We start from the raw sequence: 26,644 nt of genomic DNA on the forward strand, positions 1-26,644 counted from the left end.
CCTGATTGGCACCTGAGCGACGCAGGCAAGCGGCTTGAGCGCCGCCGACGGCAAAGGGCGGGATCAAACGCCTAAAATCATGGGTTCCGCCTGAGAAAGCCGCTTTTCATGACGTCATCCGCACGCAAACTCTTCGTTACCACCGCCCTGCCGTACGCCAACGGCAACTTCCACATCGGCCACATCATGGAATACATCCAGGCCGACATCTGGGTGCGGTACCAGCGCATGCAGGGCAACGCGGTCAACTTCTGCGGAGCCGACGACACCCACGGCGCGCCCATCATGATTGCCGCCGAAAAGGCGGGCAAAACGCCCCAGCAGTTCGTGGCCGACATCGCTGCGGGCCGCAAGCAGTACCTGGACGGCTTTCACATCAGCTTTGACAACTGGCACAGCACCGATGCGCCCGAAAACCACGAGCTGGCCCGCCAGATCTACCGCGACCTGCGCGACCGCGCCGACGGCAGCCTGATCGAGGTTCGCACCATCGAACAGTTCTTCGACCCCGAGAAGAACATGTTCCTGCCCGACCGCTACATCAAGGGCGAATGCCCCAAGTGCCACGCCAAGGACCAGTACGGCGACAACTGCGAGGTGTGCGGCACCGTGTACGCCCCCACCGACCTGATCAACCCCTTCTCGGCCCTGAGCGGCGCCAAGCCCGAGCTCAAGCACTCCGAGCATTTCTTCTTCAAGCTATCTGACCCGCGCTGCGTGGAGTTTCTGGAAAACTGGACTCAAGACGGCAAACTGCAGCCCGAGGTGGCCAACAAGATCAAGGAATGGTTCACCGTCCGCACCAACCCCGATGGCACGCAAAGCGAAGGCCTGGGCGACTGGGACATCAGCCGTGACGCGCCCTACTTCGGCATCGAGATCCCCGACGCACCGGGCAAATACTTCTACGTGTGGCTGGACGCCCCCGTGGGCTACCTCGCATCGCTGAAGAACCTGCTGGAAAAGCGCGGCGAAAGCTACGACGCCTACATGGCCGACCCGGCGATGGAGCAGTACCACTTTATCGGCAAGGACATCGTCACCTTCCACACGCTGTTCTGGCCCGCCATGCTGCACTTCAGCGGCCGCAAGACGCCCAACAACGTGTTCGTGCACGGCTTCTTGACCGTGAACAACGGCGAGAAGATGAGCAAGAGCCGGGGCACGGGCCTGGACCCGCTCAAGTACCTGAGCCTGGGCATGAACGCCGAGTGGCTGCGCTACTACCTGGCGGCCAAGCTCAGCGCGCGCAACGAAGACATCGACTTCAATGCCGAAGACTTCATGCTGCGCGTGAACAGCGACCTGATCGGCAAGTACGTGAACATCGCCAGCCGCGCAGCGGGCTTCTTGACCAAACGCTTTGGCGGCCAACTGACCACCAATTTCGGCACCACCGGAGCCGCACTGCTGGCCGACGTACGCGGCGCGGGCGATGCCATCTCGCAGATGTACGAAACGCGCGAGTACAGCAAGGCCACGCGCGAGATCATGCAACTGGCCGACAAGGTCAACGCCTACGTGGACCAGAACAAGCCCTGGGACCTGGCCAAGGACGCCGCCAACAACGAGGCACTGCACCAGGTGTGCTCGGTGCTGATCAACACCTTTGCCACGCTCACCCGCTACCTGGCCCCGGTGCTGCCAGGCCTGGCCCAGGCCGTGCAAGGCTTTGTGGGCGTGAACATGCAGCAGTGGAGCGTGGCGGGTGATGTGCAGGCCATCCAGCCCTATCAGCACCTGATGCAGCGCGTGACCCCAGAACAGCTTGAAGCATTGTTTGAGGCCCCAGCGCAGGCAGAACAAGCGCCGGCAGCTACAAAAACAATAGCAACACCCGGTGGAGAGGAAATCGCCCCCACCATCACCATCGACGACTTCACCAAGATCGACCTGCGCATTGCGCTGATCGTGAACTGCGAGGCGGTGGAGGGCTCGACCAAGCTGCTGCGCCTGACGCTGGACGTGGGCGAGGGCCGCCACCGCAACGTCTTCAGCGGCATCGCCAGCGCCTACAAGCCCGAAGACCTGGTGGGCAAGCACACCGTGATGGTGGCCAACCTGGCCCCGCGCAAGATGAAGTTTGGCGTGAGCGAAGGCATGGTGCTGGCCGCTAGCCACGGTGATGAAAAAGCCAACCCCGGCATCTACGTGCTCAACCCCTGGCCCGGCGCCACGCCCGGCATGCGGGTGCGCTAACGCGCGCAGACTTTGCAGATCAGGCGGCGGTCAAAGGCGCTGAAGGGTGCTGAACTGCGCTGAGGGCCTCCGCCCCCAGGCGACAAAGGAAGGAAGGGGCAGGACATCCACCCGCCCCGTTCCACAACGCAACGCAACGCCTCAGTACAGGTACACCGCGCCCGCGTTGGTTCTGCTTTCGTCGATCTGGTTGCCTCCAACTCCGTTCGACCCACCGTCTTCCGTCGATGCCCCCACGGCCAGTGTGGTGCCATCGCCTGACAACGCAACGCGGCCACCAAAACGGTCACCGGCACCCGTATTGGGTGCCTTCAGGTAGGTCTGCTGTGCCCAAGTGCCTGCGCTGCGGCGAAACACCAGCACAGCGCCTGCATCGGTTGCCGTAGTGTCGGCCTGGTCTCCATTGAATCCGCGCGCATTGCTGTCGTCCCGGTACGACGGCACCACCAGCGTGTTGCCGTCGCTGGACATGGCCAGGTTGTTGCCGAATCGGTGGGGCGTACGGGTATTGGAGGCCTTCAAATAGGCCTGTGACTGCCACACGCCGCCCGCACGGATGAACACAAACACCGCGCCAGAGTTGAGCGCGAGGGTGTTGCTCGCTGGAGGCACCACGAATGTGCCGGTGTAATTGCTGCTGTCGCCGTCCATTCCAACGGCCAGCGTGTTGCCGTCGCCCGACAGATTGACCGCGACACCGAAGCGGTCCTGCGCCTTGGGACTCGGAGCCTTCAGATAGGCCTGCTGCGACCATGCCCCCGCATTGCGCTGGAACACGTAGGCCGCACCGGCGTTGGTCAAGGTGTCGTCCGCCGGATCGCTTGCCAGGGCGCTGCGCTCAAAGAACGCCCCCACCGCCAGGGTGTTGCCCACCCCGGACAAACTGAGGTAGATCCCAAAGAAATCTCCCGAGCCCGCGTTAGAGGCCTTGAGGTAGCTTTGCTGCGCCCAGTTGGTGCCCGTGCGGGTAAAAACATAGGCGGCCCCGGACGCAGAATAGGCCGCGTTGCCGTGCGTTCCGGTCAAGTCGCCGTCCTCGTTGTAGGCTGCAACGGCCAGTGTGTTGCCATCGTTCGAGAGGGCGACGAATGAACCGAATAGATCGCTGGCATCCGCGTTGTTCGCCTTGATGAAGGCCTGCTGCGACCAGGCTGCACCCGTGCGGGCATACACATAGACGGCACCTGAGCTGCTGGCCAGGTTGTTGGTGGCCGGCATCGTCGCAAACGTGCCCTTCTGATCGCCGCTCTCGCCGTCCGCGCCGATGGCCAGCGTATTGCCGTCGGCAGACAAGGCCAGGGCGTTTCCAAAATAGTCGTTGGCCTCGCCATTGGGGGCCACAATGCGCGCCTGCTGCGACCACGTGGCGCCACTTTTCGTAAACACGTACACCGCGCCGGTGTTGCCGCCCTCCCCATAGGCCCCAACGGCCAGGGTGGCACCGCTGCTGGACAGGGCCACACGGTTTCCAAACCGGCCTTCGACTGTGGTGGTGGAGGCCTTGAAGTAGCCAACGGCGCGCACCATGTCTGCCGCCACAGAGGCGGATGGCGCACTGCACCCACCCTCGTTGCAGGCTTGCACCGTGTACGTGGCATTCAGCCGAAGGTGCAGCAGCACCGGCACTGCGTAGGTCAGCCCGGTGGCAGCGGTCGACCCAATTTGCGCGGGCGCCAGCGGGCCCACGCCGTCCGGGTCTTCATACACCGTGTAGCGGGTTGCGCCGGGCGCCGAGGTCCAGGAAAAGACCAACGCCTTCGTCCCATAGGTAATGCCCAGGCCACCGGGCGTGGGGGGCGCCGGTGGAGGGGGCGGAGGGGGTGGCGGAGGCGAAGAGACCGTGCTGCAACGCACTCTCACTGGGGTCACGGGCGCCACAGCAACCCCGGTGCCAGCCTCTACCGTACAAACCTGGTCCACGGGCTGCGCATACACCGTGACGGCGTAGGAGCGGCCATGGGACAGCGGCAGGGAAAACCGGAAAACGCCATCGGCAGTCACCAACAGATCCGCAACGCCGTTGAGCTGCAACCTCACGGTACCCACCAGGCCTGTGACCGATCCACCGACGGTGTAGGTATTGGTGGTGCAGGTCACCAGGATGTTGGAAACCGGACCTGCCACCACACCCGAGCCGTTTTCCACCACGCAGGTCTGCCCGACGGGCTGGGTGCGGACAACGATGTGGTAGGCCAGGCCCTGAGAAACGCGGGTGGCATAGCTGCCGCTGGCCGTGATGGTCAGCTCCGCTTCTGTGCCATTGGCCAGGACGAGGGTGCCGACCAGCCCCGTCACGGTGCCGCCCACGGAATGTTGCGCTACGGGTGGCGGTGGCGGTGGGGGCGCAGCAGGGTCTTCGCCACCGCCGCAGGCCATCAGGGCTCCACTCGCAACCAGAAGAAATAGCCTTGCTGCCCCAACAAGCCTCGCCCACAGTGCCTCAGAAAAAGTTCGGTACATCGATGATTCTCCGGGCATGTGAACGGGGTGGGCGCTTCACCCCCCTCAGAAAGCGCGGGCGAGCCCGGCTCCCCTGGTGCGAGGGCAGGCGGGCTGACAGGGACTCTAGTGCGGGGGGACGCGCAAGCGCACCCCACTGAAGCAGGGTTGACAGATGCAACGGATTCGCCAGGGGCGTTTAGCGGGGGCTCAGAACCCCGAGGACTCGGTCGCGACCTGAGACAGGCGGCCGCTGCGCTGGCGGCCCTTACCTCAATGGCCCACGTAGCGCCCCGGCCGGTGGCTGATCCACAAGAACCCGCTCATCACCAGCACTGCCAGCACCGAATACGCCACCCGGTCCACCGGCACCACAAACAGCGCCAGCAGCACCACGGTGCCGTCAATCATCATCTGCACCTTGCCCGCGCGCATGCCATAGCGGCCTTGCAGATACAGCGACACCACGGTGGCCCCGCCCAGACTGGAGCGGTGGCGCGCCAGAAACAGGCAGCCCGTGCCCAGCAGCAACCCGCCCAGCAGCGAGGCGAACAGCGGGTTCAAATAGTCCACGTGCATCACGTGCGGGAACAGCTCGGTCAGCAACGACAGCAGGCCCACGCAGACAAAGGTCTTGATGGTGAACTCGCGCCCCATGCGCGTCCAGGCGAACCAGTAGAACGGCAGGTTGACCACAAAGAACAGCTTGCCGAACGAGATGCCCGTGACGTAGTGCAGCAAAAACGCCGCGCCCGCCGTGCCGCCCACCAGCAGCCCCGCCTGGTTGAACAGCATGAGCGCCATGGCCACAAACAAGGTGCCCGCAAACAGGGCCTGGGCGTCTTCAAAGGCGCCATGGCGCAAGGTGGCGGTGTGGGTGGCGGCGGGGTCCACGGCGGGGGGTGGGGTGTCGGGCATTGGCGGTGGTTCAGGCAAGCGTCAAAAAAATCAAACCCTCTGAGACCGTGTTGGCGATCTCCAGGGTGCCGTGCACACCCAGCAGGCAGCGTAGGGGCCAGCAAGCAATATGCCAAGGGCCCAGAGCCCCCAAGGGGGGTGTTCCACAAGTCCATCCAGCTACACAAATGGTCATTTTGTCTTTAAGCGCCGGAGGATACTGCCCCTTTAGCTATCAATATTGAAGCGCCGTGCTATCCACCGGAAAGGCGCGCCATACAAAGCGGCATGCCTTGCGTGCGGTACGGCACCTGTTCTGCGCCTTTTCCGCAACTGTTTTGCGCCTGTTCCGCGCCATTGCACTTCGCAGACAGCTCTCTACACTGGAGCCAGCCCCGCGCGCCCCACGAGTGAAAGCCTCGCACGGGGCGCCGCTCAGAACAGAAAGCACCCGCCCCATGCAGTTTTCATTCGTGTTCCACCCCCGCCTGCGCGATGCGCTGCGCGGCTACGACAAGGGCCGATGGTTGGCCGATGTGGGTGCGGGCGTCACAGTAGGCATCGTGGCACTGCCGCTGGCCATGGCGTTCGCGATCGCCAGCGGCCTCAAGCCCGAGGCCGGGTTGTGGACCGCCATCATCGCGGGCTTTCTGATCTCGGCCCTGGGGGGCAGCAACGCGCAAATTGGCGGACCGGCGGGTGCGTTCATCGTCATTGTGTACGGCATCGTCGAGCGCTATGGCGTGGCCAACCTGCTCATCTCCACAGCCTGCGCGGGCGTGTTGCTCGTGTTGCTGGGGCTCTTCAGGCTGGGCACGCTGGTGCGGTTTGTGCCAGTCAGCATCGTGATCGGCTTTACCAACGGCATCGCGGTGCTGATTGCGTTGTCGCAGGTCAAGGACTGGCTGGGCTTGTCCATCGACCGCATGCCGGGCAACTTTTTCTCGCAGATCGATGCGCTGGTGCGGCACGCAGACAGCGTCAACCCCTATGCCTTTGGCCTGGGTACGGCCTGTGTGGCGGGGTTGTTCCTCTGGCCCCGGCTCATGATGAAGGGCTCGCCGGTCATGCAGGTGATGGAGCAGCACACGGTGCGTACGTTCGCCCGCGTGCCCGCGCCGGTGGTGGCCCTGGTCACGTTGAGCCTGCTGGCCTGGGGGATGGAGTTCCCGGTGGAGACCATCGGCTCGCGGTTTGGCGGTATTCCGCAGGCGCTGCCGGTGTTTGCACTGCCCGACTTTTCGTGGGACACGGTGCGGCTGCTGGTCACGCCCACGCTCACCATCGCCCTGCTGGGCGCCATCGAATCGCTGCTGTGTGCCCGCGTGGCCGACCAACTGGCCACCGACCCGCACCACAAGAATCACGACCCCAACCAGGAGCTCATGGCCCAGGGCGTGGCCAACCTGGTGGTGCCGTTTTTTGGCGGCATGCCCGCCACGGGCACCATTGCGCGCACCGTCACCAACATGCGTGCGGGCGCCACGTCGCCGGTGGCGGGCATGGTGCATGCGCTCACGCTGCTGGTGATCGTGCTGGTGGCCGCGCCGCTGGCGCTGCACATCCCACTGGCGGTGCTGGCGGGCATACTGCTGCACGTGGCCTGGAACATGGGCGAGTGGCACGAGTTTGTGCGCCTGCGCCACTTCAGCAACCACTACCGACTGCTGATGCTGGGCACGTTTTTCCTCACCGTGGTGTTCGACCTGACGGTGGCGGTGGAGGTGGGCCTGTTCATGGCCTGCGCACTGTTTGTGCGGCGGATGAGCGGGCTCTTTCGCGTGGTGCGCCAGCCGCAGGCCGAAGGTGCACCAGCCACCGGGCATCCCGTGGCCACCTGGCGCCTGCACGGCGCGCTGTTCTTTGGGGCCGCCGCCAAGATCGACCCCATCATCCAGGCCGTGGAGAGCGGCCCGCCCGGCATGGACGTGGTGCTGGACGCGAGCGAACTGGTGGCGCTGGACACCACGGGACTGGACTCGCTGGCGCAAATCCTCAAGGCCGTGGCCGCACGCGGCGGGCGGCTGAGCCTGGTGCACCTGCACGAGCAGCCACGCTCGCTGATCGAGCGCTCGGGCTTTGGCGCCCGGCTGGCGGCGCAGGGGCTGGAAGACCTGCCGGTGTAAGAACCTGTTGACGCCCCGGCTACTTGCCGCCCTTGAACTCCGGCGCATCCAGGTCAGCGCCTGCTTGCGTGCGCAGCACGAACTGGTCGGGCCCGTAGACCACCGTGAAGACCTTGGCCTGGTTGGGCGCCTCCAGGTAGCGCCAGTCGGCCCAGGTCTCTTTCTTCAGCTCATAGGGCGTGACCTTAGCGGGCTTGCCCAGCAGGCGGCGCACCTCGTCCATGCGCATGCCGGGCGACACGCGCGCAAAGGTCTCGGGCGTGAGCACCTGGCGCAGCGCGGTCATGCGGCCGTCGGTACCAATGGTGATCATGTAGTTGACCTGGCCTGCGGGCTGGCGGTTGTACTCGAAGGTGCGGGCACCGCCGGGTTCGTCCCACACGTTCTCGGGGGCACCAAAGCGGTCGCGCACGTCGGCTTCGGTCGAGACGCCCTCCTTGAGTTCGCTGATGCGCTGGGGGTCGCAGGCGGTGAGGGCGATCAGGGAAAAGGCGGCAGCAACGCAATATATCAAGCGCATAAATTCGTCCCGGTAAAATCTTGGACCTTTGGTGCGTCACTGTGCCTGACGCGTTCCAAGAAAGAGATTCACAGTCCATGTCTATTTTCCGCCGCCCCGACTACCAGTCCGACGCCACCCAGTTCATCAACCAGCTCAAAGCGAGCCGTCCCGAACTGGACCAGCAACAACGAGCCGGCCGTGCCCTGCTTTGGGACAAGAAGGTGGACCGCAGCATCTGGAACGAATACCGCGAAGGCCAGGTCGAGCAGAAACCGTACGTCTACCAGACCAACGCAGATTGAACATAAAAATGGCCTCTAGCGCTTATCCATAAAGCGCTATTAGCTCATTTTTTAATAGCAAACAATGACCACTGCGAAAGCAGCCAACGTGGCCGATTCGCCTGACCTGTCCGCGCTGGATGCGGCGGGCATGCCCGTGGTGGTCGATCAGGTGGCGCTGGCGCGCCTGTACGGCGAGCCGCTGTTTGCGCTGCCCACCGACCTGTACATTCCGCCCGACGCGCTCGAAGTCTTCCTCGAAGCCTTTGAAGGCCCGCTCGATTTGCTGCTGTACCTGATCCGCAAGCAGAACTTCAACATCCTCGACATCCCCATGGTGGGGGTGACCAAGCAGTACCTGGCGTATGTGGACGAGATCCGCAGCCGCAACCTGGAGCTGGCGGCCGAGTATTTGCTGATGGCGGCGATGCTCATCGAGATCAAGTCGCGCATGCTGCTGCCGCCCAAAAAGCAGGCCGAGGGCGAGGAGCCCGAAGACCCGCGCGCCGAGCTGGTGCGCCGCCTGCTCGAATACGAGCAGATGAAGATGGCCGCTGCCCGCCTGGGGCAGTTGCCGCAATACGGGCGCGACTTTTTGAAGGCCCAGGTCTATATCGAGCAAAGCCTGCAGCCGCGCTTCCCGGACGTACATGTCGTGGAGCTGCAGGACGCGTGGCGCGATATCTTGAAGCGCGCCAAGCTTGTGCAGCACCACCGGATCACCCGCGAAGAGCTGAGCGTGCGCGAATACATGAGCATGGTGCTCAAGACCCTGCAGGGCCGCCGCTTTGTGGAGTTTGAAGAACTCTTCGAGCCCGAAAAAGGCAGCACCGTGCTGGTGGTGACCTTCATCGCCCTGCTGGAACTGGCCAAAGAGACGCTGATCGAGATCACGCAGGCCGAGGCGTTTGCGCCCATCTACGTGCGCCTCGCTTACACGCCGGTCTAGGTCGGCCCCGCTGTTCACCGCCCTGGCCGGTGGCCTTGGCTCACACCCTTTCCTCACCCGCAAGCCATGGCATCCCACGACTTCGACGTTCTCATCGTAGGCAGCGGCCTCGCAGGCCTCTCGGCCGCCCTTCACCTGGCGCCCACGCACCGCGTGGCCGTCATCACCAAGCGCACGCTGCAAGATGGATCGAGCGGCTGGGCCCAGGGCGGCATTGCCGCCGTGCTAGCCGACGATGACAGCTTTGCCGCCCACATTGAAGACACGCTGGTGGCAGGTGCAGGCCTGTGCGACCTGGCCACCACACGCTTTGTGGTGGAGAACGCCCCCGCATCGATCGCCTGGCTGCGCGAGCTGGGTGTGCCCTTCACGCTCGAAGGCGACCAGCTGCACCTGACGCGCGAAGGCGGCCACAGCGCGCGTCGCATTGCCCATGTGACCGACGCTACCGGTGCGGCGGTGCAGCGCACGCTGATCGACGTGGTGCGCGCCACGCCCGGCATCACGCTGTTCGAGCAGCACACGCTGGTGGACCTGATCACCACGCGCAAGCTGGGTTTGCCCGGTAACCGCTGCCTGGGCCTGTACGCGCTGGACAGCGACACGGACGAGGTCGTCACCTTCCGCGCACCGCAAACCATTTTGGCCACGGGCGGCGCGGGCAAGGTGTACCTGTACACCACCAACCCCGACACCGCCACGGGCGACGGCATTGCCGCCGCCTGGCGCGCGGGCTGCCGCGTGGCGAACATGGAGTTCATCCAGTTCCACCCCACGGGCCTGTACCACCCGCACGAAAAGTCTTTCCTCATCAGCGAGGCGGTGCGGGGCGAAGGCGGGCAACTCAAGCTGCCTCCTTCAGCCGGTGGCACGCGCTTCATGCTGGACCACGACCCGCGCGCCGAGTTGGCCCCGCGCGATGTGGTGGCCCGCGCCATCGACTTCGAGATGAAAAAGCACGGGCTGGACTGCGTGCACCTGGACATCTCGCACCAAAGCCCTGCGTTTTTGCAAGAACACTTTCCCAACATCCTCGCGCACTGCGCATCTTTGGGCATCGACATCACGAAGGAGCCTATCCCTGTGGTGCCCACCGCGCACTTCACCTGCGGCGGCGTGCTGACCGACCTGGCCGGCCGCACCGACTTGCCAGGCCTGTACGCCGTGGGCGAGGTGGCCTGCACCGGCCTGCACGGCGCCAACCGGCTGGCCAGCAACTCGCTGCTCGAATGCATGGTGTTTGCGCGCGCCGCAGCACAGGCTATCGCAGCAGCCCCGACCACAGAACTGCCCGCCGTGCCCGCGTGGGACGACAGCCGCGTGACCGATGCCGACGAGTCCGTCGTCATCTCGCACAACTGGGACGAGCTGCGCCGCTTCATGTGGGACTACGTGGGCATCGTGCGCACCAACAAGCGGCTGGAACGCGCCGCCCACCGCATTGCCATGCTGCAGGGCGAGATCAACGAGTTCTACGCCCACTTCCACGTCACACGCGACCTGCTGGAGCTGCGCAATCTGGTGCAGGTGGCCGACCTGATCGTAAAAAGCGCGCAACTGCGACGCGAAAGCCGGGGCCTGCACTACAGCCGCGACTATCCCGACATGGCCGCCCCGGCTGCCCCTACCCTTCTCGTACCACCGGTGCCCCGATGACCTACAGCGTCAAAGAAATTTTCTACACCCTGCAAGGCGAAGGCGGCCAGGCGGGCACACCCGCTGTGTTCTGCCGCTTTGCGGGCTGCAACCTCTGGACGGGCCGCGAACAAGACCGAGCGCAGGCCATCTGCCAGTTCTGCGACACCGACTTTGTGGGCACCGACGGCACGTTAGGCGGCAAGTTTGAGACGGCTGCCGCGCTGGCCGAATTGATCGCCGCGCAGTGGCCTGCAGGCGCGGGCCACCGGCTGGTGGTATTGACGGGCGGCGAGCCCCTGCTGCAGGTCGATGCAGCACTCATCGACGCACTGCACGCCCACCAGTTCCGCATCGCGGTGGAAAGCAACGGCACCGTGGCTGCGCCCGAGGGCATCGACTGGCTGTGCATCAGCCCCAAGGCGGGCGCCCCCTGGGTGCAACGCAGCGGGCAGGAGTTGAAGCTCGTCTGGCCCCAGCCTGGGTTTGACCTGCAGGCGCTGGAGCAGGACACCCAGTTCACCCACCGCTTTCTGCAGCCCATGGACGGTCTGCTGCAGCGCCAGAACACCGCCACCTGCATTGACGCCTGCCTGGCCCACCCCGCATGGCGATTGAGCCTGCAAACCCACAAGCTCACCGGCATCCGGTGAGCCGTTTTCCTTCTGGTCCCCGTATGTTGTTCACCATTTCCCAGCGTTTCTTTTTCGACGCTGCCCACACCCTGCGCCGCGAGATCGAGGCCGAAGGCAGCCGCCGTGTGCACGGCCACACCTACCACGCCGAAGTGTTCTTGACCGGCCCGCGCAACCCCGCCACCGGCATGGTGCTGGACCTGGGCCTGCTGCGCCAAGGCCTGGCCGTGGTGCGCGAGCAGCTGGACCACCACATGCTCGACGAAGTGCCCGGCCTGGGCACGCCCACACTGGAGAACCTGTGCGTCTTCATCGCCCACGCGCTGCCTGCCGACCTGCGCGCCAGCGTGAGCCGCGTGCGCGTGTGGCGCGAGGCGCTGGGCGACAGCTGCGTGCTGGACTTTCCACAGCCCTGACCGGCCCTGACCCTGCCACCGGCAGGCCCCCCCAAAGTTCACAGACTTCATCCAAGGAAGCCCGATGTTCCGCACCCTGCTCAAATCCAAGATCCACCGCGTGGCCGTGACCCAGTGCGAGCTGCACTACGAAGGCTCCTGCGCCATCGACGAAGACCTGCTCGATGCCGCCAACATTGCTGAGAACGAGCAGATCCACATCTGGAACATCAACAACGGCGAGCGCTTCATCACCTACGCCATCAAGGGCCAGCGCGGCAGCGGCATGATCTCGGTCAACGGATCGGCAGCACGCCGTGCCGCTGTGGGCGACCTCATCATCATCGCGGCCTTCGCCCAGGTGCATGAAGACCAGGTGCCCACCCACCAGCCCCAACTGGTGTTTGTGGACGATCACAACCGCCAGACCGAACTGCGCCACGCGGTGCCCACCCAGGCCCTGTGACGAACATGCAGCCCCCACACGACGGCCTGGCCGCCCGCAGCCTCGCCAGCGTCTGGCACCCCTGCACGCAGATGAAGCGGCACGAGGCCCAGCCGCCCGTGGCGATTGCCCGCGCACAAGGCCCGTGGCTGTATGGCACGGACGGCCAGCGTTATCTGGACGGCATCAGCTCATGGTGGGTCAACCTGTTTGGCCACAGCCACCCCCACATCCAGGCCGCGCTGGTGGACCAGTTGGGCCAACTGGACCATGTGATGCTGGCGGGCTTCACGCACGCGCCCGTGGTGGAACTGTCGGAGCGCCTGGCCGCGCTCACCGGCTTGGGCCATGCGTTCTATGGCAGCGACGGTGCGGCAGCCACCGAGATCGCGCTCAAGATGAGCGCGCATTACTGGCGCAACACCGGTCGCCCCGCCAAGAGCCGCTTTGTGGGCCTGGCCGGGGGCTACCACGGCGAAACCGTGGGCGCACTGGCCGTGACCGACATCGCCATCTTCCGCGAGGCCTATGCCCCACTGGTGCGCCTGGCCGATACCGTGCCCAGCCCCGATGCACGCGGCGCCCGGCCTGGCGAGACGGCGGAAGACGTGGCCCGCCGTGCCGCTGCAGCGCTGGAAAGCTGGCTGCAGGAGCACCACACCACCACGGCGGCCTTCATCGTCGAGCCGCTGGTGCAGTGCGCTGCTGGCATGGCCATGCACGACCCCGAATACCTGCGACTGGCCCGCGCGCTGTGCAGCCGCTACGAGGTGCACCTGGTGGTGGACGAGATCGCGGTGGGCTTTGGCCGCACGGGCACGATGTTCGCGCACCAGCTGGCGGGCATCCAGCCGGACTTCATTTGTCTTTCGAAGGGCCTCACGGGCGGCACGCTGCCCCTGTCGGCGGTGCTGACCACCGACACGGTGTACGCCGCGTTCTACGACGACGATGTGGCGCGTGGCTTTTTGCACTCGCACTCGTACACCGGCAACCCACTGGCCTGCCGCGCGGCATTGGCCACGCTGGAGCTGTTTGAGCAGCTGGATGCCCTGAACGCGAACACTGCGCTGGCGCTGCGCATCGACGCGGCCTGCGCGCCACTGGCCCACCACCCCCGCGTGCGCCACGCAAGGCGGCTGGGAATGATCTGGGCCTGGGACATAGACACCACCCTGCCCGACTTTGCGCGCCGCTACCACCAGCACGCCATGGCGCGCTCTCTGGTGCTGCGTCCTATCGGCCACACGCTGTACGCCATGCCGCCCTACGTGCTCGACGACGAAGCGGTGCAGTGCCTGGCCAGCGGCGCGCTCGACGCACTGAACGCCACGCTGCAAGAGGAGACCCCATGATTGGATGTTTTGTGACCGGCACCGACACAAGCGTCGGCAAAACGCTGGTGTCTGCGGGCCTGCTGCGCGCATTGGCAGCCCACCATCCCCGCGTGGTGGGCATGAAGCCCGTGTCGGCGGGCGTGGTGCCCTGGGGGGACGATTGGGCCAGCGAGGACGCGATTGCGCTGCGCTCCGCATCCACCCTGGCGGTGCCCCCCGAGCTGGACAACCCCGTGCTGCTGCTCGACCCGCTCTCGCCCCACATCGCGGCAGAGCGGGCCGGAGTGCAGATCGACATTGCCGCCATCGTGCGCAGCTACCACGCACTGGCCGCCCAGGCCGACGCGGTGGTGGTCGAGGGTGCGGGCGGCTTTCATGTGCCACTCACCGACACCCAGACAGGTGCCGACCTCGCCCAAGCCCTGGCCCTGCCCGTGGTGCTGGTGGTGGGGTTGCGGCTGGGCTGCCTGAACCATGCGCTGCTGACGGCAGAGGCCATCCGCGCACGGGGCCTCACGCTGGTCGGCTGGGTGGCCAACCGTGTGGACCCCGACATGGAGGCGGTGGAGGACAACATCGCCTACCTGCGCGCACGGCTGGGTGCACCGCTGCTGGCCGATGTGCCGTACCAGGAGCTGCCTGAACCCGGCAGCCTGGTGTTTGATTTGCCGAAGGACTGGCGATGACAGGCGCTACCCCCCCGCAGACGTCATGGCTCGACGAGATCCCCGCGCGCCTGGCCGACATCGAACGCGCCCACCTGCTGCGCCGCCGCCGCGTGGTGCAACCCGCTGGCGGTGCACGCCTGCTGGTGGACGGCCAGCCCATGCTGGCCTTTTGCAGCAATGACTACCTGGGCCTGGCCAGCCACCCCGCGCTGGCCGAGGCCGCACGGGAGGCCACGCGCACCTTTGGCGTGGGTTCTGGAGGCTCGCCGCTGGTCAGCGGCCACAGCGCCGCCAACGACGCGCTGGAGCACGAGCTGGCCGCCTATGTGCAACTGCCCCGCGCGTTGTACTTCTATGCGGGCTACGCCACCAACACCGGCATCATCCCCGCGCTGGTGGGCGATGGCGATGCGCTGTTCTCCGACGCGCTCAACCATGCCTGCCTGATCGACGGCGCCCGCCTATCGCGTGCCACCATCCACCGCTACCCCCACACCGACCTGGCCACACTGGAAGCACAGCTCGCTGCCAGCCCCGCACGGCGCAAGCTGGTCATCAGCGATGCGGTGTTCAGCATGGACGGCGACCTCATCGACATCCCTGCGCTGCTGGCGCTGTGCGAGCGCTACGACGCACTGCTGTTGCTGGACGACGCCCACGGTTTTGGCGTGCTCGGCCCCCAAGGGCGCGGCAGCCTGGCGCAGGCGGGGCTGACGGGCGCCAACGCATCGCGCCGCGTGCTCTACATGGCCACGCTGGGCAAGGCGGCGGGCGTGGCGGGCGCCTTTGTGGCGGGTGATGCCGCCCTCGTCGAATGGCTGCTGCAAAAAACGCGCACCTACATCTTTGCCACCGCAGCCCCGCCGCTGCTGGCCAGCGCGCTGCGGCAGAGCCTGCAGCTCATGGCGGCCGCCGATGACCGGCGCGCGCACCTCGCGGCCCTCATCGCCCAATTGCGTACCGGGTTGGCCAACCTGCCCGAGGCCCTGGGCTGGCACCTGCTGCCATCGCACACGCCTGTGCAGGCCCTGGTGATCGGCAGCAACGAAGCCGCACTGCACGTGATGGATGGCCTGCGCGCCCAAGGCCTGTGGGTGCCCGCCATCCGCCCGCCCACCGTGCCAGCGGGCACGGCACGGCTGCGCATTGCGCTGTCGGCCGCGCACACCACCGACGACGTAGCGCAGTTGTTGGCCGCGCTGCATGCGCTGGCAACGCCGTTGGCATGCCCTTGATGGGCCGCAGTACCATGCACAGCCCAGGCGACCTGCCCGCGCAGGCCCTCCCCCATCCTTTCAGCGAGACGATTCCATGCCCCACCTCACCATCGAATACTCGGCCAATCTGCCCCACTACCCCGAGGCCGAAACGCTGACCGCCCTGAACGCCACCCTGTGCGCCCACCCCCAGGTGCAGGACGAGGCGGACCTGAAGACCCGCTTCATCGTGGCGGACAGTTTCGAGATCGGTATCGCGCCCGCCAACCGCGCCTTTGTGCATGCCCAACTGCGCCTGCTGTCAGGCCGCACGCCCGAGGCCAAGAAGGAGCTGTCCGACCGCATCGCCGCCGTGCTGCGCGAGCGCACGCCGCGCCCCCAGGGCGTGCTGGTGCAGTTGAGCGTGGAGATCGTGGACATGGACCGGGGTTCGTACGCCAAAGAGCGGCTGTAAACCGGCGATGAACCCGGCGCCTGCCCCACAACATGCGGGGCGCTGGCGCATGGTCAGGTGCGCGGTCAGGTGTCCAGCGTGGCCGTCAACCAGCCCCGCAGGCTGTTGATGAACGCCCAGCCCTGCACGCGGGGCACATCGGCCACGCGCAGCACGGCCTCTACCACGCGGCCCTCGCGCAGCGCCACGGCGCGGCCCACGCCGGGCAGCAGGCCGCAGGACAGGGGCGGCGTCACCCACCGGCCGTCGATGAGCGCCGCGATGTTGCCGAAAGTGCCCTCGGTGATCTCGCCCGCCTCGTTCCACAGCACCGTGTCGAACACACCGGGCGTGGTGGGGGCAAACGCTGCGTAGTGCGCGCGGCGCGTGGTCTTGTAGCGCACAAACTCGCTGCGGGCCGCCGTAAAGGCCCGCGTGGCCAGTTGCAGGCGCACGGGCTTGGCCGTGGGCTGCAGGGCAAAGGCCTCGGCCCGGGGCGTGCCCGTGGCGTCCAGCAGCAGGCGCACGCGCCATGCGCCTTCGGCATGGTCTGCCGCCAGTGCCTGCAGGCGCTGCGATACCACCGCCCCATCCCAGGGCACGCCAAAGTGTGCTGCCGCCGACTGCAGGCGCGCCAGGTGCTCGTCCCGGTGCCGAAAGCGGCCCTCCTGCAACGCCAGGGTTTCGAGCAGGTCAAACGGCTGGCTCGCACGCTCGACAAATGCGCGCTTGTGCTGCCACTCGCTCCACTCAGCATCGGCCTGAGCGCCCGAGGTGATGCCACTGCCAATGCCACAGGTGGCGCGGGTCAGCCCCCCCTCGGCGCGCAGCACCACGGTGCGGATGGGCACATTGAAGGTCGCAGCCACGGCATGGTGGCCCTGCGCGTCGGGCGGGCCCGCCGGGCGCACCACGCCCACGGCGCCACAGTACACGCCGCGTGGCGTGGGCTCCAGCGCGCGGATCATCTGCATGGCGCGCACCTTGGGCGCACCCGTGACGGAGCCGCAGGGGAACAGCGCCGCAAACACATCCGTCAGCGTGGTGCCGGGCCGCGTGCGCGCTGTCACGTCCGAGGTCATCTGCCACACCGTGGGCAAGGCCTGCGTGGCAAACAGTGCAGGCACCTGCACGCTGTGCGGCAGCGCAATGCGCGACATGTCGTTGCGCAACAGGTCCACGATCATCACGTTCTCGGCACGCTCCTTGGGGGCCGTGCGCAGATGCTCGGCCTGCTGCGCGTCCTGCTCAGGGGTAGCGCCGCGTGGGGCCGTGCCTTTCATGGGCCGGGCCAGCAGGGTGCCGCCCTCCGGGACATCTTTCCAGTCAAAGAACAGCTCGGGAGACACCGACAGCACCTGCTCGTCTCCGGCCTGAAGGTGTGCGGCATACCCCCCGGGCTGGGCGCGCAGCAGCGCGGCAAACAAGGCCTGCGGCGGGCCCTGCAGGGTGCCGCGAAAGGGCGCGGTGTAGTTGACCTGGTACAGCTCGCCCGCCGCAATCGCCTGCTGGATCTGCGCCAGTGCGGTGTCGAACTTATCGCGCTCGGGGCTGTCATCCCACACCACCTGGGCGGGGGCTGCCGCTGCCCCGGCATCCTCAGCGTCGTCGGTCCAGGGCAGGGGGGCGTCATACACGGCAAACCAGGCCAGCGGGCCGTCGGCCGCATGGGTCTGCAACGCCGCATCGAAGGCAGCGGCCGCCTCGTAACGCACATGGCCCACGCACCAGCGGCCTTGCTGTGCGGCAGCAAACACGGCGTCGAGCACGCCGCGCACCTCATGCAGCGCATGGGCCACCAGCACCTCGCGCGGCGCCTCGAACCGGTGGCGCAAGCGCGCAGCGCCCGTACTCAGCGGCTGGGTGAAGTCGATGCAGCAATTATTGGTCAAAATAGGCAGTAGCGCAGGTGGACTATGCGCCAATAGCTATCAAAATATGAGCAAATAAGGAATACCGAGCACGCTCAGGCGGCACCCAGGTGCGGCACCAGTGCGCCCGTGGGCTGGCCATTCTTGAGCGCCGCCGTGAAGGCCAGCATGCGATCAATCGGCTGGCGTGCACGCGGGATCAGCGCCGGGTTCACATGGATCGCGTTGGCGCCGGTTTCCAGCACCCGCGCCACGTCGGCCAGGCCGTTCATCGCCATCCAGGGGCAGTGTGCGCAGCTCTTGCAGGTGGCGCTGTTGCCTGCGGTGGGCGCTTCGTAAAACGTCTTGCCGGGGTTGAGCGTGCGCAGCTTGTGCATCATGCCGTTGTCGGTGGCCACGATGAACTCGGTGGCGTCCATCTCGCGCGCGGCCTTGAGGATGGCGCTGGTGGAGCCCACGGCGTCGGCCAGGGCCACCACGTCGGCGGGGCTTTCGGGGTGCACCAGCACCTTGGCGTGGGGGTGCTGTTTTTTGAGCAGCTCCAGCTCCAGCGCCTTGAACTCGTCGTGCACGATGCAGGCGCCGTTCCAGAACACCATGTCGGCGTCCGTCTCGCGCTGGATGTAGGCGCCCAGGTGGCGATCGGGCGCCCACAGGATCTTTTGCCCTGCAGCCTTGAGCGCTCCAACGATGTCGAGTGCGCAACTCGATGTCACCAACCAGTCCGCGCGCGCCTTCACGGCTGCGCTGGTGTTGGCATAGACAACCACGGTGCGGTCGGGATGCTGGTCGCAGAACGCGCTGAATTCGTCGATGGGGCAGCCCAGGTCCAGGCTGCAGGTAGCGTCCAGGTCAGGCATGAGCACGGTCTTTTCCGGGCTCAGGATCTTGGCGGTTTCGCCCATGAAGCGCACGCCGCTCACCACCAGGGTCTGCGCCGCATGGTCGCGGCCAAAGCGGGCCATCTCCAGCGAGTCGCTCACCAGGCCACCGGTTTCTTCGGCCAGGTCCTGCAGGTCCGGATGCACGTAGTAGTGCGACACCATCACCGCATTTTTTTCTTTCAGCAGGCGGCGAATCTTGTCCTTGAGCGCCGCGCGCTCGGCCTGTGAAGGCTCGGGCGGCACGCGGGCCCAGGCGTGTTTGGTGGAGCAGACAGCGCCTGTTGCAGCCTCGTCGGGCTGCTCGTACTCCACGTCAATGCGGTTCAACACGGCGATAGTGCTCATGACAGCTCCTGCAGGCGCATCGAAAAATCGGTGGCCTTTACGTCCTTGGTCAGTGTGCCGATGGAGATGCGGTCCACGCCGGTGTCGGCCAGTTCGCGCAGCCCATCGAGCGTGACGCCGCCGGAGATTTCCAGAACGGCGCGACCGGCATTGATACGCACGGCTTCGCGCAGCATGGGCAGAGGCATGTTGTCCAGCAACACCATCTTGGCACCGGCATCCAGCGCCTCGGCCAGTTGCTCCAGCGTCTCCACTTCGATCTCGATGAATTGGGCCTGCGACGCTACCTTCTCGGCGGCACGCAGCACGGCGGTCACACCACCCGCTGCGGCAATGTGGTTCTCTTTGATGAGCACGGCATCGTGCAGGCCAATGCGGTGGTTGGTGCCGCCACCCACGCGCACGGCGTATTTTTGCGCCAGGCGCAGGCCGGGGATGGTCTTGCGCGTGTCCACGATGTGGGCGCGGGTGCCAGCCACCACATCCACATAGGTGCGGGTCTTGGTGGCCACAGCCGACAGCAGTTGCAGAAAGTTGAGCGCCGTGCGCTCGGCGCTGAGCAGTGCGCGGGCATTGCCCGTGAGCTCCAGCACCACCTGGTCTGGGGCGCAACGCTGGCCCTCTTGCACATGCCAGGTCATCTGCACGGTGGGGTCCAGCGCACGCAAGGCGGCTTCGGCCCAAGGGGCGCCGCAGATGACGGCGGACTCGCGCGCCAGGATGCGTGCGCGGGCGCGGCGGGTGGGGTCAATCAGCCCGGCCGTGAGGTCGCCAGCGCCTACGTCTTCGGCCAGGGCGCGGGCCACGTCGGCCTGGGCCAGGGCCATTACTTCGGTGTCTCTCATGGGGGTGTTCGCGGGGTGTAACGCTGCAGTCATGGGCCGCGAGCATACCGGGAACGCAAAGGCCACTGCGCCAGCGCAGGCCACTTCTCCCCAGGCTGAAAACCAATAAGTACACCCAGTATTGGTCGCATAGACTCGCGGCAATTTTTTGCCCATGGAGGCCCGATGACCGCCGCCAGCACCGCCACCGCCACGCCTTACGGCACCCTGCCCCCCGCATCGCCCCTGCCCCAGCGCCGCCCCGTGAGTCTGCCGCGCCTGGCGCAGATGCGCGCGGCGGGCGAGAAGATCACCATGCTCACCGCCTACGACGCCACCTTTGCCGCTGTGGCCGATGCGGCGGGGGTGGAATGTATTTTGGTGGGGGATTCGCTGGGCATGGTGTGCCAGGGCCTGCCCAGCACCGTGGGCGTGACGCTGGACACCATGGCCTACCACACGGCCAGCGTGGCGCGGGGCCTGCACCGCGTGCAAGGCACGGCCTGGCTGGTGGCCGACCTGCCTTATGGCACCTATGCCGAAAGCCGCGAGCAGGCGCTGCGCAGCGCCTGCGTGCTGATGCAGGCGGGTGCGCACATGGTCAAGCTCGAAGGTGGGGGCTGGACGGCGCCCACGGTCGATTTTTTGGTGCAGCGCGGCGTGCCGGTGTGCGCCCACCTGGGCCTCACGCCGCAAACGGTGCACGCGCTGGGCGGCTACCGCGTGCAGGGCAAGACCGACGATGACGCCCGCACCCTGAGCAAAGAGGCGCATGAGCTGCAGGACGCAGGCGCCGCCATGCTGGTGCTGGAGATGGTGCCCGCCGTGCTGGCCGCCGACCTGACAGCCGAGCTTCTGCACTGCCACACCATCGGCATCGGCGCAGGCAACGGCACCGCCGGCCAGGTGCTGGTGTTGCACGACATGCTGGGCATGAACCTCGGGAAGATGCCGAAGTTCGTGCACAACTTCATGCAAGACGCGGGCAGCGTGCGCGGCGCCATGAAGGCCTATGTGCAGGCCGTCAAGCAAGGGCGCTTTCCGGACAACGCCCAACACGCCTGGTAAGCCCTTCCACCGATTTCTCTTCGACTCTTTCCCGCCCCATGCTGATTGCCCACTCCATTGCCGACCTGCGCCAGGCCCTGGCCCCCTACCGCCGCCCAGCCTTTGTGCCCACCATGGGCAACCTGCACGACGGGCACATTGCCCTGGTGCGCCAGGCCAAGCCCCTAGGCGATGTGACGGTGGCCAGCATCTTTGTGAACCGCCTGCAGTTTCTGCCGCACGAAGACTTTGACAGCTACCCGCGCACCTGGGAGGCCGACTGTGCACAGCTGCAGGCCGCAGGCTGCGACGTGTTGTTTGCGCCGCGCGAGACAGACCTCTACCCCGAGCCACAGACCTTCAAGGTGCACCCCGACCCGGCACTGGCCGACATGCTGGAAGGCCACTTTCGCCCCGGCTTTTTTGTGGGCGTGAGCACGGTGGTGATGAAGCTGTTTGCCTGCGTGCTGGGCCAGACCGGCGGCACAGCAGTGTTTGGCAAGAAGGACTACCAGCAGTTGATGGTGATTCGCCACATGGTGCGGCAGTTTGCGCTGCCCATCGAGATCGTGGCGGGCGAGACCTGCCGCGCGGCCGATGGCCTGGCGCTGAGTTCGCGCAACGGCTACCTGGGCCTGGAAGAGCGCCAGGAGGCCGTAGCCCTGTCGCAGGCCCTGAAGCGGCTGGCGCAGCAGTGGCTGGACGCCAGTGACCACAGCACGCTGGAGGCCCAGGCGCAAGACGCACTGCGCGCGCGGGGCTGGGCGCCCGACTACCTCACGGTGCGCCGCCGGGCCGACCTGCTGCCCGCCACGGCCGACGATGCGGCAGGCTCGCTGGTGGCGCTGGGCGCTGCGCGGCTGGGAAACACGCGGTTGATTGACAACCTGGAGTTCTGATTAGCTATTATTTTCATAGCTACCAAGGCATATCCAACAAGCACCATCTGCCAAAAACCATCCAATCTTTTCAAATCCATCCGTTGCGGGCCAGCCACGGCACCAGCAAGCGGGTCACCACCTCGGGCTGCTCCATGGTCAGCATGTGGCCGCTGTCCGGCAGCAAGTAGTGCTCGGCAGCGGGCACCAGCGCCGCAATCTCCGCAGAACATTCGGGCGGCGTGAGCCGGTCGGCCGCGCCACACACCACCAGCACGGGGCAGGCCACCTGCGGCAGATGCACCCGCGCATCGGGCCGATGGATCACGGCGCGGTTCTGGCGCACCAGGTGGTCGGGGCCAGCGTCCAGCACAAAGTCCAGGTAGGCCTGCACCAGCTCCGCCTTGGCGGCGTTCACGGGGTGGAAGGCCAGGGCCACGTTGGGCTCGATGACCTCGCGCGCCCGGCCCTGTTCAAACAGCTCGATGGCCCCTTCGCGCAGCGCCCGCATGTCGGGCGTCTCGGGCCGCGCGGTGGTGCCCAGCAGCGCGAGCCCTGCGACCCGTTCCGGCGCCTGGCGCGCGGCCTCCATGGCGACCATGCCGCCCATCGACGCGCCCGCCAGCACCAGTGGCCCCGCGTGCTGCTCCAGCAGGCGTGCGGCAAAGTCCTCGATGCGGTGCAGGTTCACATCCTGGTGGGCGGTGGCGACCTCGGGGCGCAGCGCGGCGGGCAGCAGCGGCAGCACGCCGCGCCACATGCGTTCATCGGCGGCCAGGCCGGGCAAGAGCAGAAGTTGGGGGGAGTGAGACATGTTCAACAGGGGTGACAAGGGCATCACCAAGATGGTGCACGATCAGAAGACTGCAGACAGCCCCAGCTGCGGGGCACGAGCGGTGCACAAGCGGGACACAAACCACACATTGTGAACAGCCGATGACCCGTTGTCATCGCCCCCGGAATTGTTGCCCACGATGGCTCAGGACTTGCTAGCATGCCCTGCATATGCCCATCCACGCCGCGCTCCACCACGTCACGCATTACCAATACGACCGGCTGGTAGGCCTCGGGCCACAGACCATCCGATTGCGGCCCGCGCCCCATTGCCGCAGCAACGTCATTTCGTACTCGCTCAAGGTCGAGCCTGCGCAGCACTTCATCAACTGGCAGCAGGACCCGTTTGCCAACTACCAGGCGCGGCTGGTCTTCCCCGAGAAGACGCGCGAGTTCAAGGTCACGGTGGACCTGGTGGTGGAAATGGCGGTGTACAACCCCTTCGACTTCTTTCTGGAGCCCGAGGCCGAGAACATCCCGTTCAACTACAGCAGCGATGTGCAGCAGGAGCTGGCACCGTACCTGGCCACCGACCCGATGACACCGCTGGTGCAGGCCTATCTGGACAAGGTGGACCGCAGCAAGCAACGCACCATCGATTTCCTGGTCAAGCTCAACCAGCAGGTATCACAAGACATCCGCTACCTCATCCGCCTGGAGCCCGGCGTGCAGACACCCGAAGAGACGCTGCAAAAGGCCAGCGGCTCGTGCCGCGACTCGGGCTGGCTGCTGGTGCAGCTACTGCGCCACCTGGGGCTGGCGGCGCGGTTTGTGTCGGGCTACCTGATCCAGCTCACGCCCGATGTCAAGGCGCTCGATGGCCCCAGCGGCACCGACCACGACTTCACCGACCTGCACGCCTGGTGCGAGGTCTACCTGCCCGGCGCAGGCTGGATCGGCCTCGATGCCACCAGCGGCCTGATGGCGGGCGAGGGCCACATACCGCTGGCCTGCACACCACAGCCCTCCGGCGCCGCGCCCATCGAGGGCGGCGTGGACAAGGCCGAGGTGGAGTTCAGCCACGAGATGCGCGTCACGCGCATCTACGAATCACCCCGCGTGACCAAGCCCTACACCGAAGACCAGTGGCAGGCCGTGCTGGCGCTGGGCGAGCAGGTGGACGCTGACCTGGTGACGGGCGACGTGCGGCTGACGATGGGTGGCGAGCCCACCTTTGTGGCCGTGGGCGACCGCGACGCTGCCGAGTGGAACACCGACGCCCTGGGCCCCACCAAACGCGGCTTTGCCACCGAACTCACGCACAAGCTGCGCGCCGAATACGGCCAGGGCGGCTTTCTGCACTTTGGCCAGGGCAAGTGGTACCCGGGCGAGCAGCTGCCGCGCTGGGCGCTGTCGATCTGCTGGCGCGCCGACGGCCAGCCCGCGTGGCAGAACCCCGCGTTGTTTGCCGACGAACGCGACCCCTCGCACTACACCAGCGCCGACGCCGAGCGTTTTGTGCGCCACCTCACGCGCAAGCTGGGCGTGACGGACCGCTACATCCAGCCCGGTTACGAAGACACCTTCTACTACCTGTGGCGCGAGCGGCGCCTGCCGGTCAACGTGGACCCGTTTGATGCGCGCCTGGACGATGAGCTGGAGCGCGCACGCCTGCGCCGCGTGTTCGAGCAAAAACTCGACAGCGTGGTGGGCTATGTGCTGCCGCTGCAGGCAGGCGTAGGCGCGGGCACGCTGGCAGGCAGCGTGTGGAGCACGGGGCCATGGTTCTTCCGCGACGACCGCATGCTGCTGATCCCCGGTGATTCGCCCATGGGCTACCGCCTGCCGCTGGATGCCTTACCTTGGGTGAAGGCATCGGACGCCGAGCACCTCGTTCCACAAGACCCCACCGCGCCCCAGGGCCCGCTGGCTGCCGCCGCCACGCTGCGCGCACGGTATTCGGTTCCATCCGGCCCCGTCACCGGCGACCGCGACCTGCCCTACCTGGCGGGCGCCACCGCCCCTGGCGAGGCACGGCGCATGACGCAGAGCACTGCGGGTGGTGATAACGCGCGCCTGTCCGGTCAGCCCGACCCGCATGCGGGCGTGCAGCCCCCGGGCAAGTTCCAATCGGCCGCAGGCCTGTCGCGCACGGCCCTGTGCGTGGAGGTGCGCGACCCGCGCCGCGCCAGCGGCCCCAAGGCCGAGAAGGTGGGCGAGAAATACGGCGTTTTGTACGTCTTCATGCCGCCCCTGGCGCGCCTGGACGACTACCTGGATTTGCTGGCCGCCATCGAGGCCACGGCCGAAGAGCTGGGCATGAAGATCGTGCTGGAAGGCTACCCGCCGCCGCGCGACGCGCGCCTGAAGGTGCTGGCGGTCACGCCCGACCCGGGCGTGATCGAAGTGAACATCCACCCCGCCAGCCATTGGAAGGAGCTGGTGCAGCACACCGAGTTTCTGTACCAAGCCGCGTGGGAGACGCGCCTGTCGGCCGAGAAGTTCATGACCGATGGCCGCCACACCGGCACCGGTGGCGGCAACCACTTTGTGATGGGCGGCGCCACACCGGCCGACTCGCCGTTCTTGCGCAAGCCTGAGCTGCTGGCCAGCCTGCTGCTCTACTGGCACAACCACCCCAGCCTGAGCTATCTGTTCAGCGGCCTGTTCATCGGCCCCACCAGCCAGTCGCCGCGCGTGGACGAGGCGCGCAACGACCAGTTGTATGAGCTGGAAATCGCGCTGCGCGAGATCGAAACCAACCGCGCGACCTACGGCCAGGACATGCCGCCCTGGCTGGTGGACCGCACACTGCGCAACATCCTGGTGGACGTGACGGGCAACACGCACCGCAGCGAATTCAGCATCGACAAGATGTTCTCGCCCGACAGCAGCACCGGCCGCCTGGGCCTGCTGGAGCTGCGCGCGTTCGAGATGCCGCCCCATGCCCACATGAGCGTGGTGCAGCAGCTGCTGCTGCGCGCCTTGATCGCTCGCTTCTGGAAGACGCCCTACCGCGCGCCCGCCGCCCGCTGGGGCACCGAGCTGCACGACCGCTGGATGCTGCCCACCTTCATCCAGCAGGACATGCACGATGTGGTGGCCGAGATGAACGCCGCTGGCTATGCGTTTGACGCGGCCTGGTTTGCACCGCAGTTCGAGTTCCGCTTCCCCATGGTCGGCACGGTGAAGTCGATGGGCGTGGAACTGACGCTGCGCAACGCGCTGGAGCCCTGGCATGTGATGGGCGAGGAAGGCTCTGCGGGTGGCACCGTGCGCTATGTGGACTCGTCGCTGGAGCGCATCGAAGTGCGCGTGACGGGCATGAACGAAAGCCGCCATGTGGTCACCGTCAATGGCCAGCCGCTGCCGCTGCAAAGCACCGGCACCACCGGCGAATTTGTGGCGGGCGTGCGCTACAAGGCCTGGAACCCGCCCTCGGCCCTGCACCCCACCATTGGCGCCCATGCGCCGCTCACGTTCGACATCGTGGACACCTGGATGAACCGCTCACTCGGCGGCTGCCAGTACCACGTGGCGCACCCGGGCGGGCGCAACTACGACACCTTCCCGGTCAACGCCTATGAGGCCGAAAGCCGCCGCCTGGCGCGCTTCTCGCGCATGGGGCACACGCCGGGCAGGCTGGCGGTGCCGCCTGCGACCATCGAATTGCCGGGCAGCCGGGAGTTTCCGTTCACGCTGGATCTGCGGCGCAAGATGCGGCCGTAGGAAAGCCACCCCCTGAGTCGCCTGCGGCGCCTTCCCCCTTGAAGGGGGACGACGCCCTTGCTGCGGGGCGGCCCTTGCTTGGCGTCTCTGGCATCGGCCCCGCCAGTTTCGACGGTGCGGGTTACCCGCAGAGT

At 66.6% G+C, this 26,644-nt stretch carries 22 protein-coding genes; 15 read left to right on the plus strand and 7 right to left on the minus strand.

The features are described from left to right. Window positions 1-108 precede the first annotated feature (108 nt). Window positions 109-2,199, plus strand: coding sequence for a methionine--tRNA ligase (metG, locus tag OIN59_RS18070; RefSeq protein ID WP_274112452.1), 2,091 nt, complete (start codon window positions 109-111; stop codon window positions 2,197-2,199). Window positions 2,200-2,340: 141 nt separating this feature from the next. Here the strand turns inward: metG and OIN59_RS18075 are convergent, their stop codons facing one another. Further along, window positions 2,341-4,575: an integrin gene (locus OIN59_RS18075; protein WP_274112453.1), complete on the minus strand. Its 2,235-nt coding sequence runs from the start codon at window positions 4,573-4,575 to the stop codon at window positions 2,341-2,343. A gap of 336 nt (window positions 4,576-4,911) precedes the next feature. Further along, complete coding sequence (locus tag OIN59_RS18080; protein ID WP_274112454.1) at window positions 4,912-5,556, minus strand: YitT family protein; 645 nt, start codon at window positions 5,554-5,556, stop codon at window positions 4,912-4,914. A gap of 437 nt (window positions 5,557-5,993) precedes the next feature. Between OIN59_RS18080 and OIN59_RS18085 the strand changes: the two genes are divergently transcribed. Further along, window positions 5,994-7,661: a SulP family inorganic anion transporter gene (locus OIN59_RS18085; RefSeq protein WP_274112455.1), complete on the plus strand. Its 1,668-nt coding sequence runs from the start codon at window positions 5,994-5,996 to the stop codon at window positions 7,659-7,661. A 19-nt stretch (window positions 7,662-7,680) separates the two neighbouring features. On the opposite strand, the gene OIN59_RS18090 is transcribed toward OIN59_RS18085, so the two are convergent. After that, window positions 7,681-8,181: an outer membrane protein assembly factor BamE gene (locus OIN59_RS18090; RefSeq protein ID WP_274112456.1), complete on the minus strand. Its 501-nt coding sequence runs from the start codon at window positions 8,179-8,181 to the stop codon at window positions 7,681-7,683. A 77-nt stretch (window positions 8,182-8,258) separates the two neighbouring features. Here OIN59_RS18090 and OIN59_RS18095 point away from each other — a divergent pair, with 77 nt between their 5' ends. From OIN59_RS18095 to OIN59_RS18140, 10 genes are all read left to right on the plus strand, one after another. After that, the gene (locus OIN59_RS18095) at window positions 8,259-8,465 is read left to right on the plus strand and encodes a DUF3460 family protein (RefSeq protein ID WP_274112457.1); all 207 of its coding nucleotides are present in this window, start codon (window positions 8,259-8,261) and stop codon (window positions 8,463-8,465) included. A 64-nt stretch (window positions 8,466-8,529) separates the two neighbouring features. Next, complete coding sequence (locus OIN59_RS18100; protein WP_407655119.1) at window positions 8,530-9,393, plus strand: segregation and condensation protein A; 864 nt, start codon at window positions 8,530-8,532, stop codon at window positions 9,391-9,393. A 66-nt stretch (window positions 9,394-9,459) separates the two neighbouring features. After that, the gene (gene nadB, locus OIN59_RS18105) at window positions 9,460-11,049 is read left to right on the plus strand and encodes an L-aspartate oxidase (protein WP_274112458.1); all 1,590 of its coding nucleotides are present in this window, start codon (window positions 9,460-9,462) and stop codon (window positions 11,047-11,049) included. Next, the gene (gene queE / locus OIN59_RS18110; RefSeq protein ID WP_274112459.1) at window positions 11,046-11,681 is read left to right on the plus strand and encodes a 7-carboxy-7-deazaguanine synthase; all 636 of its coding nucleotides are present in this window, start codon (window positions 11,046-11,048) and stop codon (window positions 11,679-11,681) included. Before nadB ends, queE begins: the two co-directional genes overlap by 4 nt. Before the next feature lie 23 nt (window positions 11,682-11,704). After that, window positions 11,705-12,079 (plus strand): 6-pyruvoyl trahydropterin synthase family protein, encoded by a 375-nt coding sequence (locus tag OIN59_RS18115; RefSeq protein WP_274112460.1) that lies wholly within the window; start codon window positions 11,705-11,707, stop codon window positions 12,077-12,079. A gap of 64 nt (window positions 12,080-12,143) precedes the next feature. After that, complete coding sequence (gene panD, locus OIN59_RS18120; protein WP_274112461.1) at window positions 12,144-12,524, plus strand: aspartate 1-decarboxylase; 381 nt, start codon at window positions 12,144-12,146, stop codon at window positions 12,522-12,524. A 5-nt stretch (window positions 12,525-12,529) separates the two neighbouring features. Then, window positions 12,530-13,858: an adenosylmethionine--8-amino-7-oxononanoate transaminase gene (gene bioA, locus OIN59_RS18125; RefSeq protein ID WP_274112462.1), complete on the plus strand. Its 1,329-nt coding sequence runs from the start codon at window positions 12,530-12,532 to the stop codon at window positions 13,856-13,858. Continuing rightward, on the plus strand, window positions 13,855-14,526 hold the full coding sequence (bioD, locus tag OIN59_RS18130; RefSeq protein WP_274112463.1) for a dethiobiotin synthase: 672 nt from the start codon (window positions 13,855-13,857) through the stop codon (window positions 14,524-14,526). The genes bioA and bioD overlap by 4 nt, the downstream gene beginning before the upstream one ends. Next, window positions 14,523-15,743: an 8-amino-7-oxononanoate synthase gene (bioF, locus tag OIN59_RS18135; protein ID WP_274112464.1), complete on the plus strand. Its 1,221-nt coding sequence runs from the start codon at window positions 14,523-14,525 to the stop codon at window positions 15,741-15,743. The genes bioD and bioF overlap by 4 nt, the downstream gene beginning before the upstream one ends. A gap of 76 nt (window positions 15,744-15,819) precedes the next feature. Further along, window positions 15,820-16,179 (plus strand): 5-carboxymethyl-2-hydroxymuconate Delta-isomerase, encoded by a 360-nt coding sequence (locus OIN59_RS18140; protein WP_274112465.1) that lies wholly within the window; start codon window positions 15,820-15,822, stop codon window positions 16,177-16,179. A 65-nt stretch (window positions 16,180-16,244) separates the two neighbouring features. Here OIN59_RS18140 and OIN59_RS18145 read toward each other — a convergent pair whose 3' ends face one another. From OIN59_RS18145 to nadC, 3 genes are all read right to left on the minus strand, one after another. After that, the gene (locus OIN59_RS18145; protein ID WP_274112466.1) at window positions 16,245-18,050 is read right to left on the minus strand and encodes a chorismate-binding protein; all 1,806 of its coding nucleotides are present in this window, start codon (window positions 18,048-18,050) and stop codon (window positions 16,245-16,247) included. A gap of 74 nt (window positions 18,051-18,124) precedes the next feature. After that, complete coding sequence (nadA, locus tag OIN59_RS18150; RefSeq protein WP_274112467.1) at window positions 18,125-19,258, minus strand: quinolinate synthase NadA; 1,134 nt, start codon at window positions 19,256-19,258, stop codon at window positions 18,125-18,127. Then, window positions 19,255-20,103: a carboxylating nicotinate-nucleotide diphosphorylase gene (gene nadC, locus OIN59_RS18155; protein ID WP_274112468.1), complete on the minus strand. Its 849-nt coding sequence runs from the start codon at window positions 20,101-20,103 to the stop codon at window positions 19,255-19,257. The genes nadA and nadC overlap by 4 nt, the downstream gene beginning before the upstream one ends. 165 nt (window positions 20,104-20,268) lie before the next feature. Between nadC and panB the strand changes: the two genes are divergently transcribed. Both panB and panC read left to right on the plus strand, forming a co-directional pair. After that, complete coding sequence (gene panB, locus OIN59_RS18160) at window positions 20,269-21,150, plus strand: 3-methyl-2-oxobutanoate hydroxymethyltransferase (protein WP_274112469.1); 882 nt, start codon at window positions 20,269-20,271, stop codon at window positions 21,148-21,150. 38 nt (window positions 21,151-21,188) lie between these two features. Then, window positions 21,189-22,028 (plus strand): pantoate--beta-alanine ligase, encoded by an 840-nt coding sequence (gene panC / locus OIN59_RS18165; protein ID WP_274112470.1) that lies wholly within the window; start codon window positions 21,189-21,191, stop codon window positions 22,026-22,028. A 70-nt stretch (window positions 22,029-22,098) separates the two neighbouring features. On the opposite strand, the gene OIN59_RS18170 is transcribed toward panC, so the two are convergent. Further along, a complete protein-coding gene (locus OIN59_RS18170) occupies window positions 22,099-22,821 on the minus strand; it encodes an alpha/beta fold hydrolase (RefSeq protein WP_274112471.1) in 723 nt (240 codons plus the stop codon). Window positions 22,822-23,012: 191 nt separating this feature from the next. Here OIN59_RS18170 and OIN59_RS18175 point away from each other — a divergent pair, with 191 nt between their 5' ends. Beyond that, entirely contained in the window at window positions 23,013-26,510 is a 3,498-nt protein-coding gene (locus tag OIN59_RS18175; RefSeq protein WP_274112472.1) for a transglutaminase family protein, read from the plus strand. The last annotated feature ends 134 nt before the right edge of the window (window positions 26,511-26,644 follow it).

This window comes from Acidovorax benzenivorans (genome assembly GCF_028680575.1).
Lineage (GTDB): Bacteria > Pseudomonadota > Gammaproteobacteria > Burkholderiales > Burkholderiaceae_C > Acidovorax > Acidovorax benzenivorans.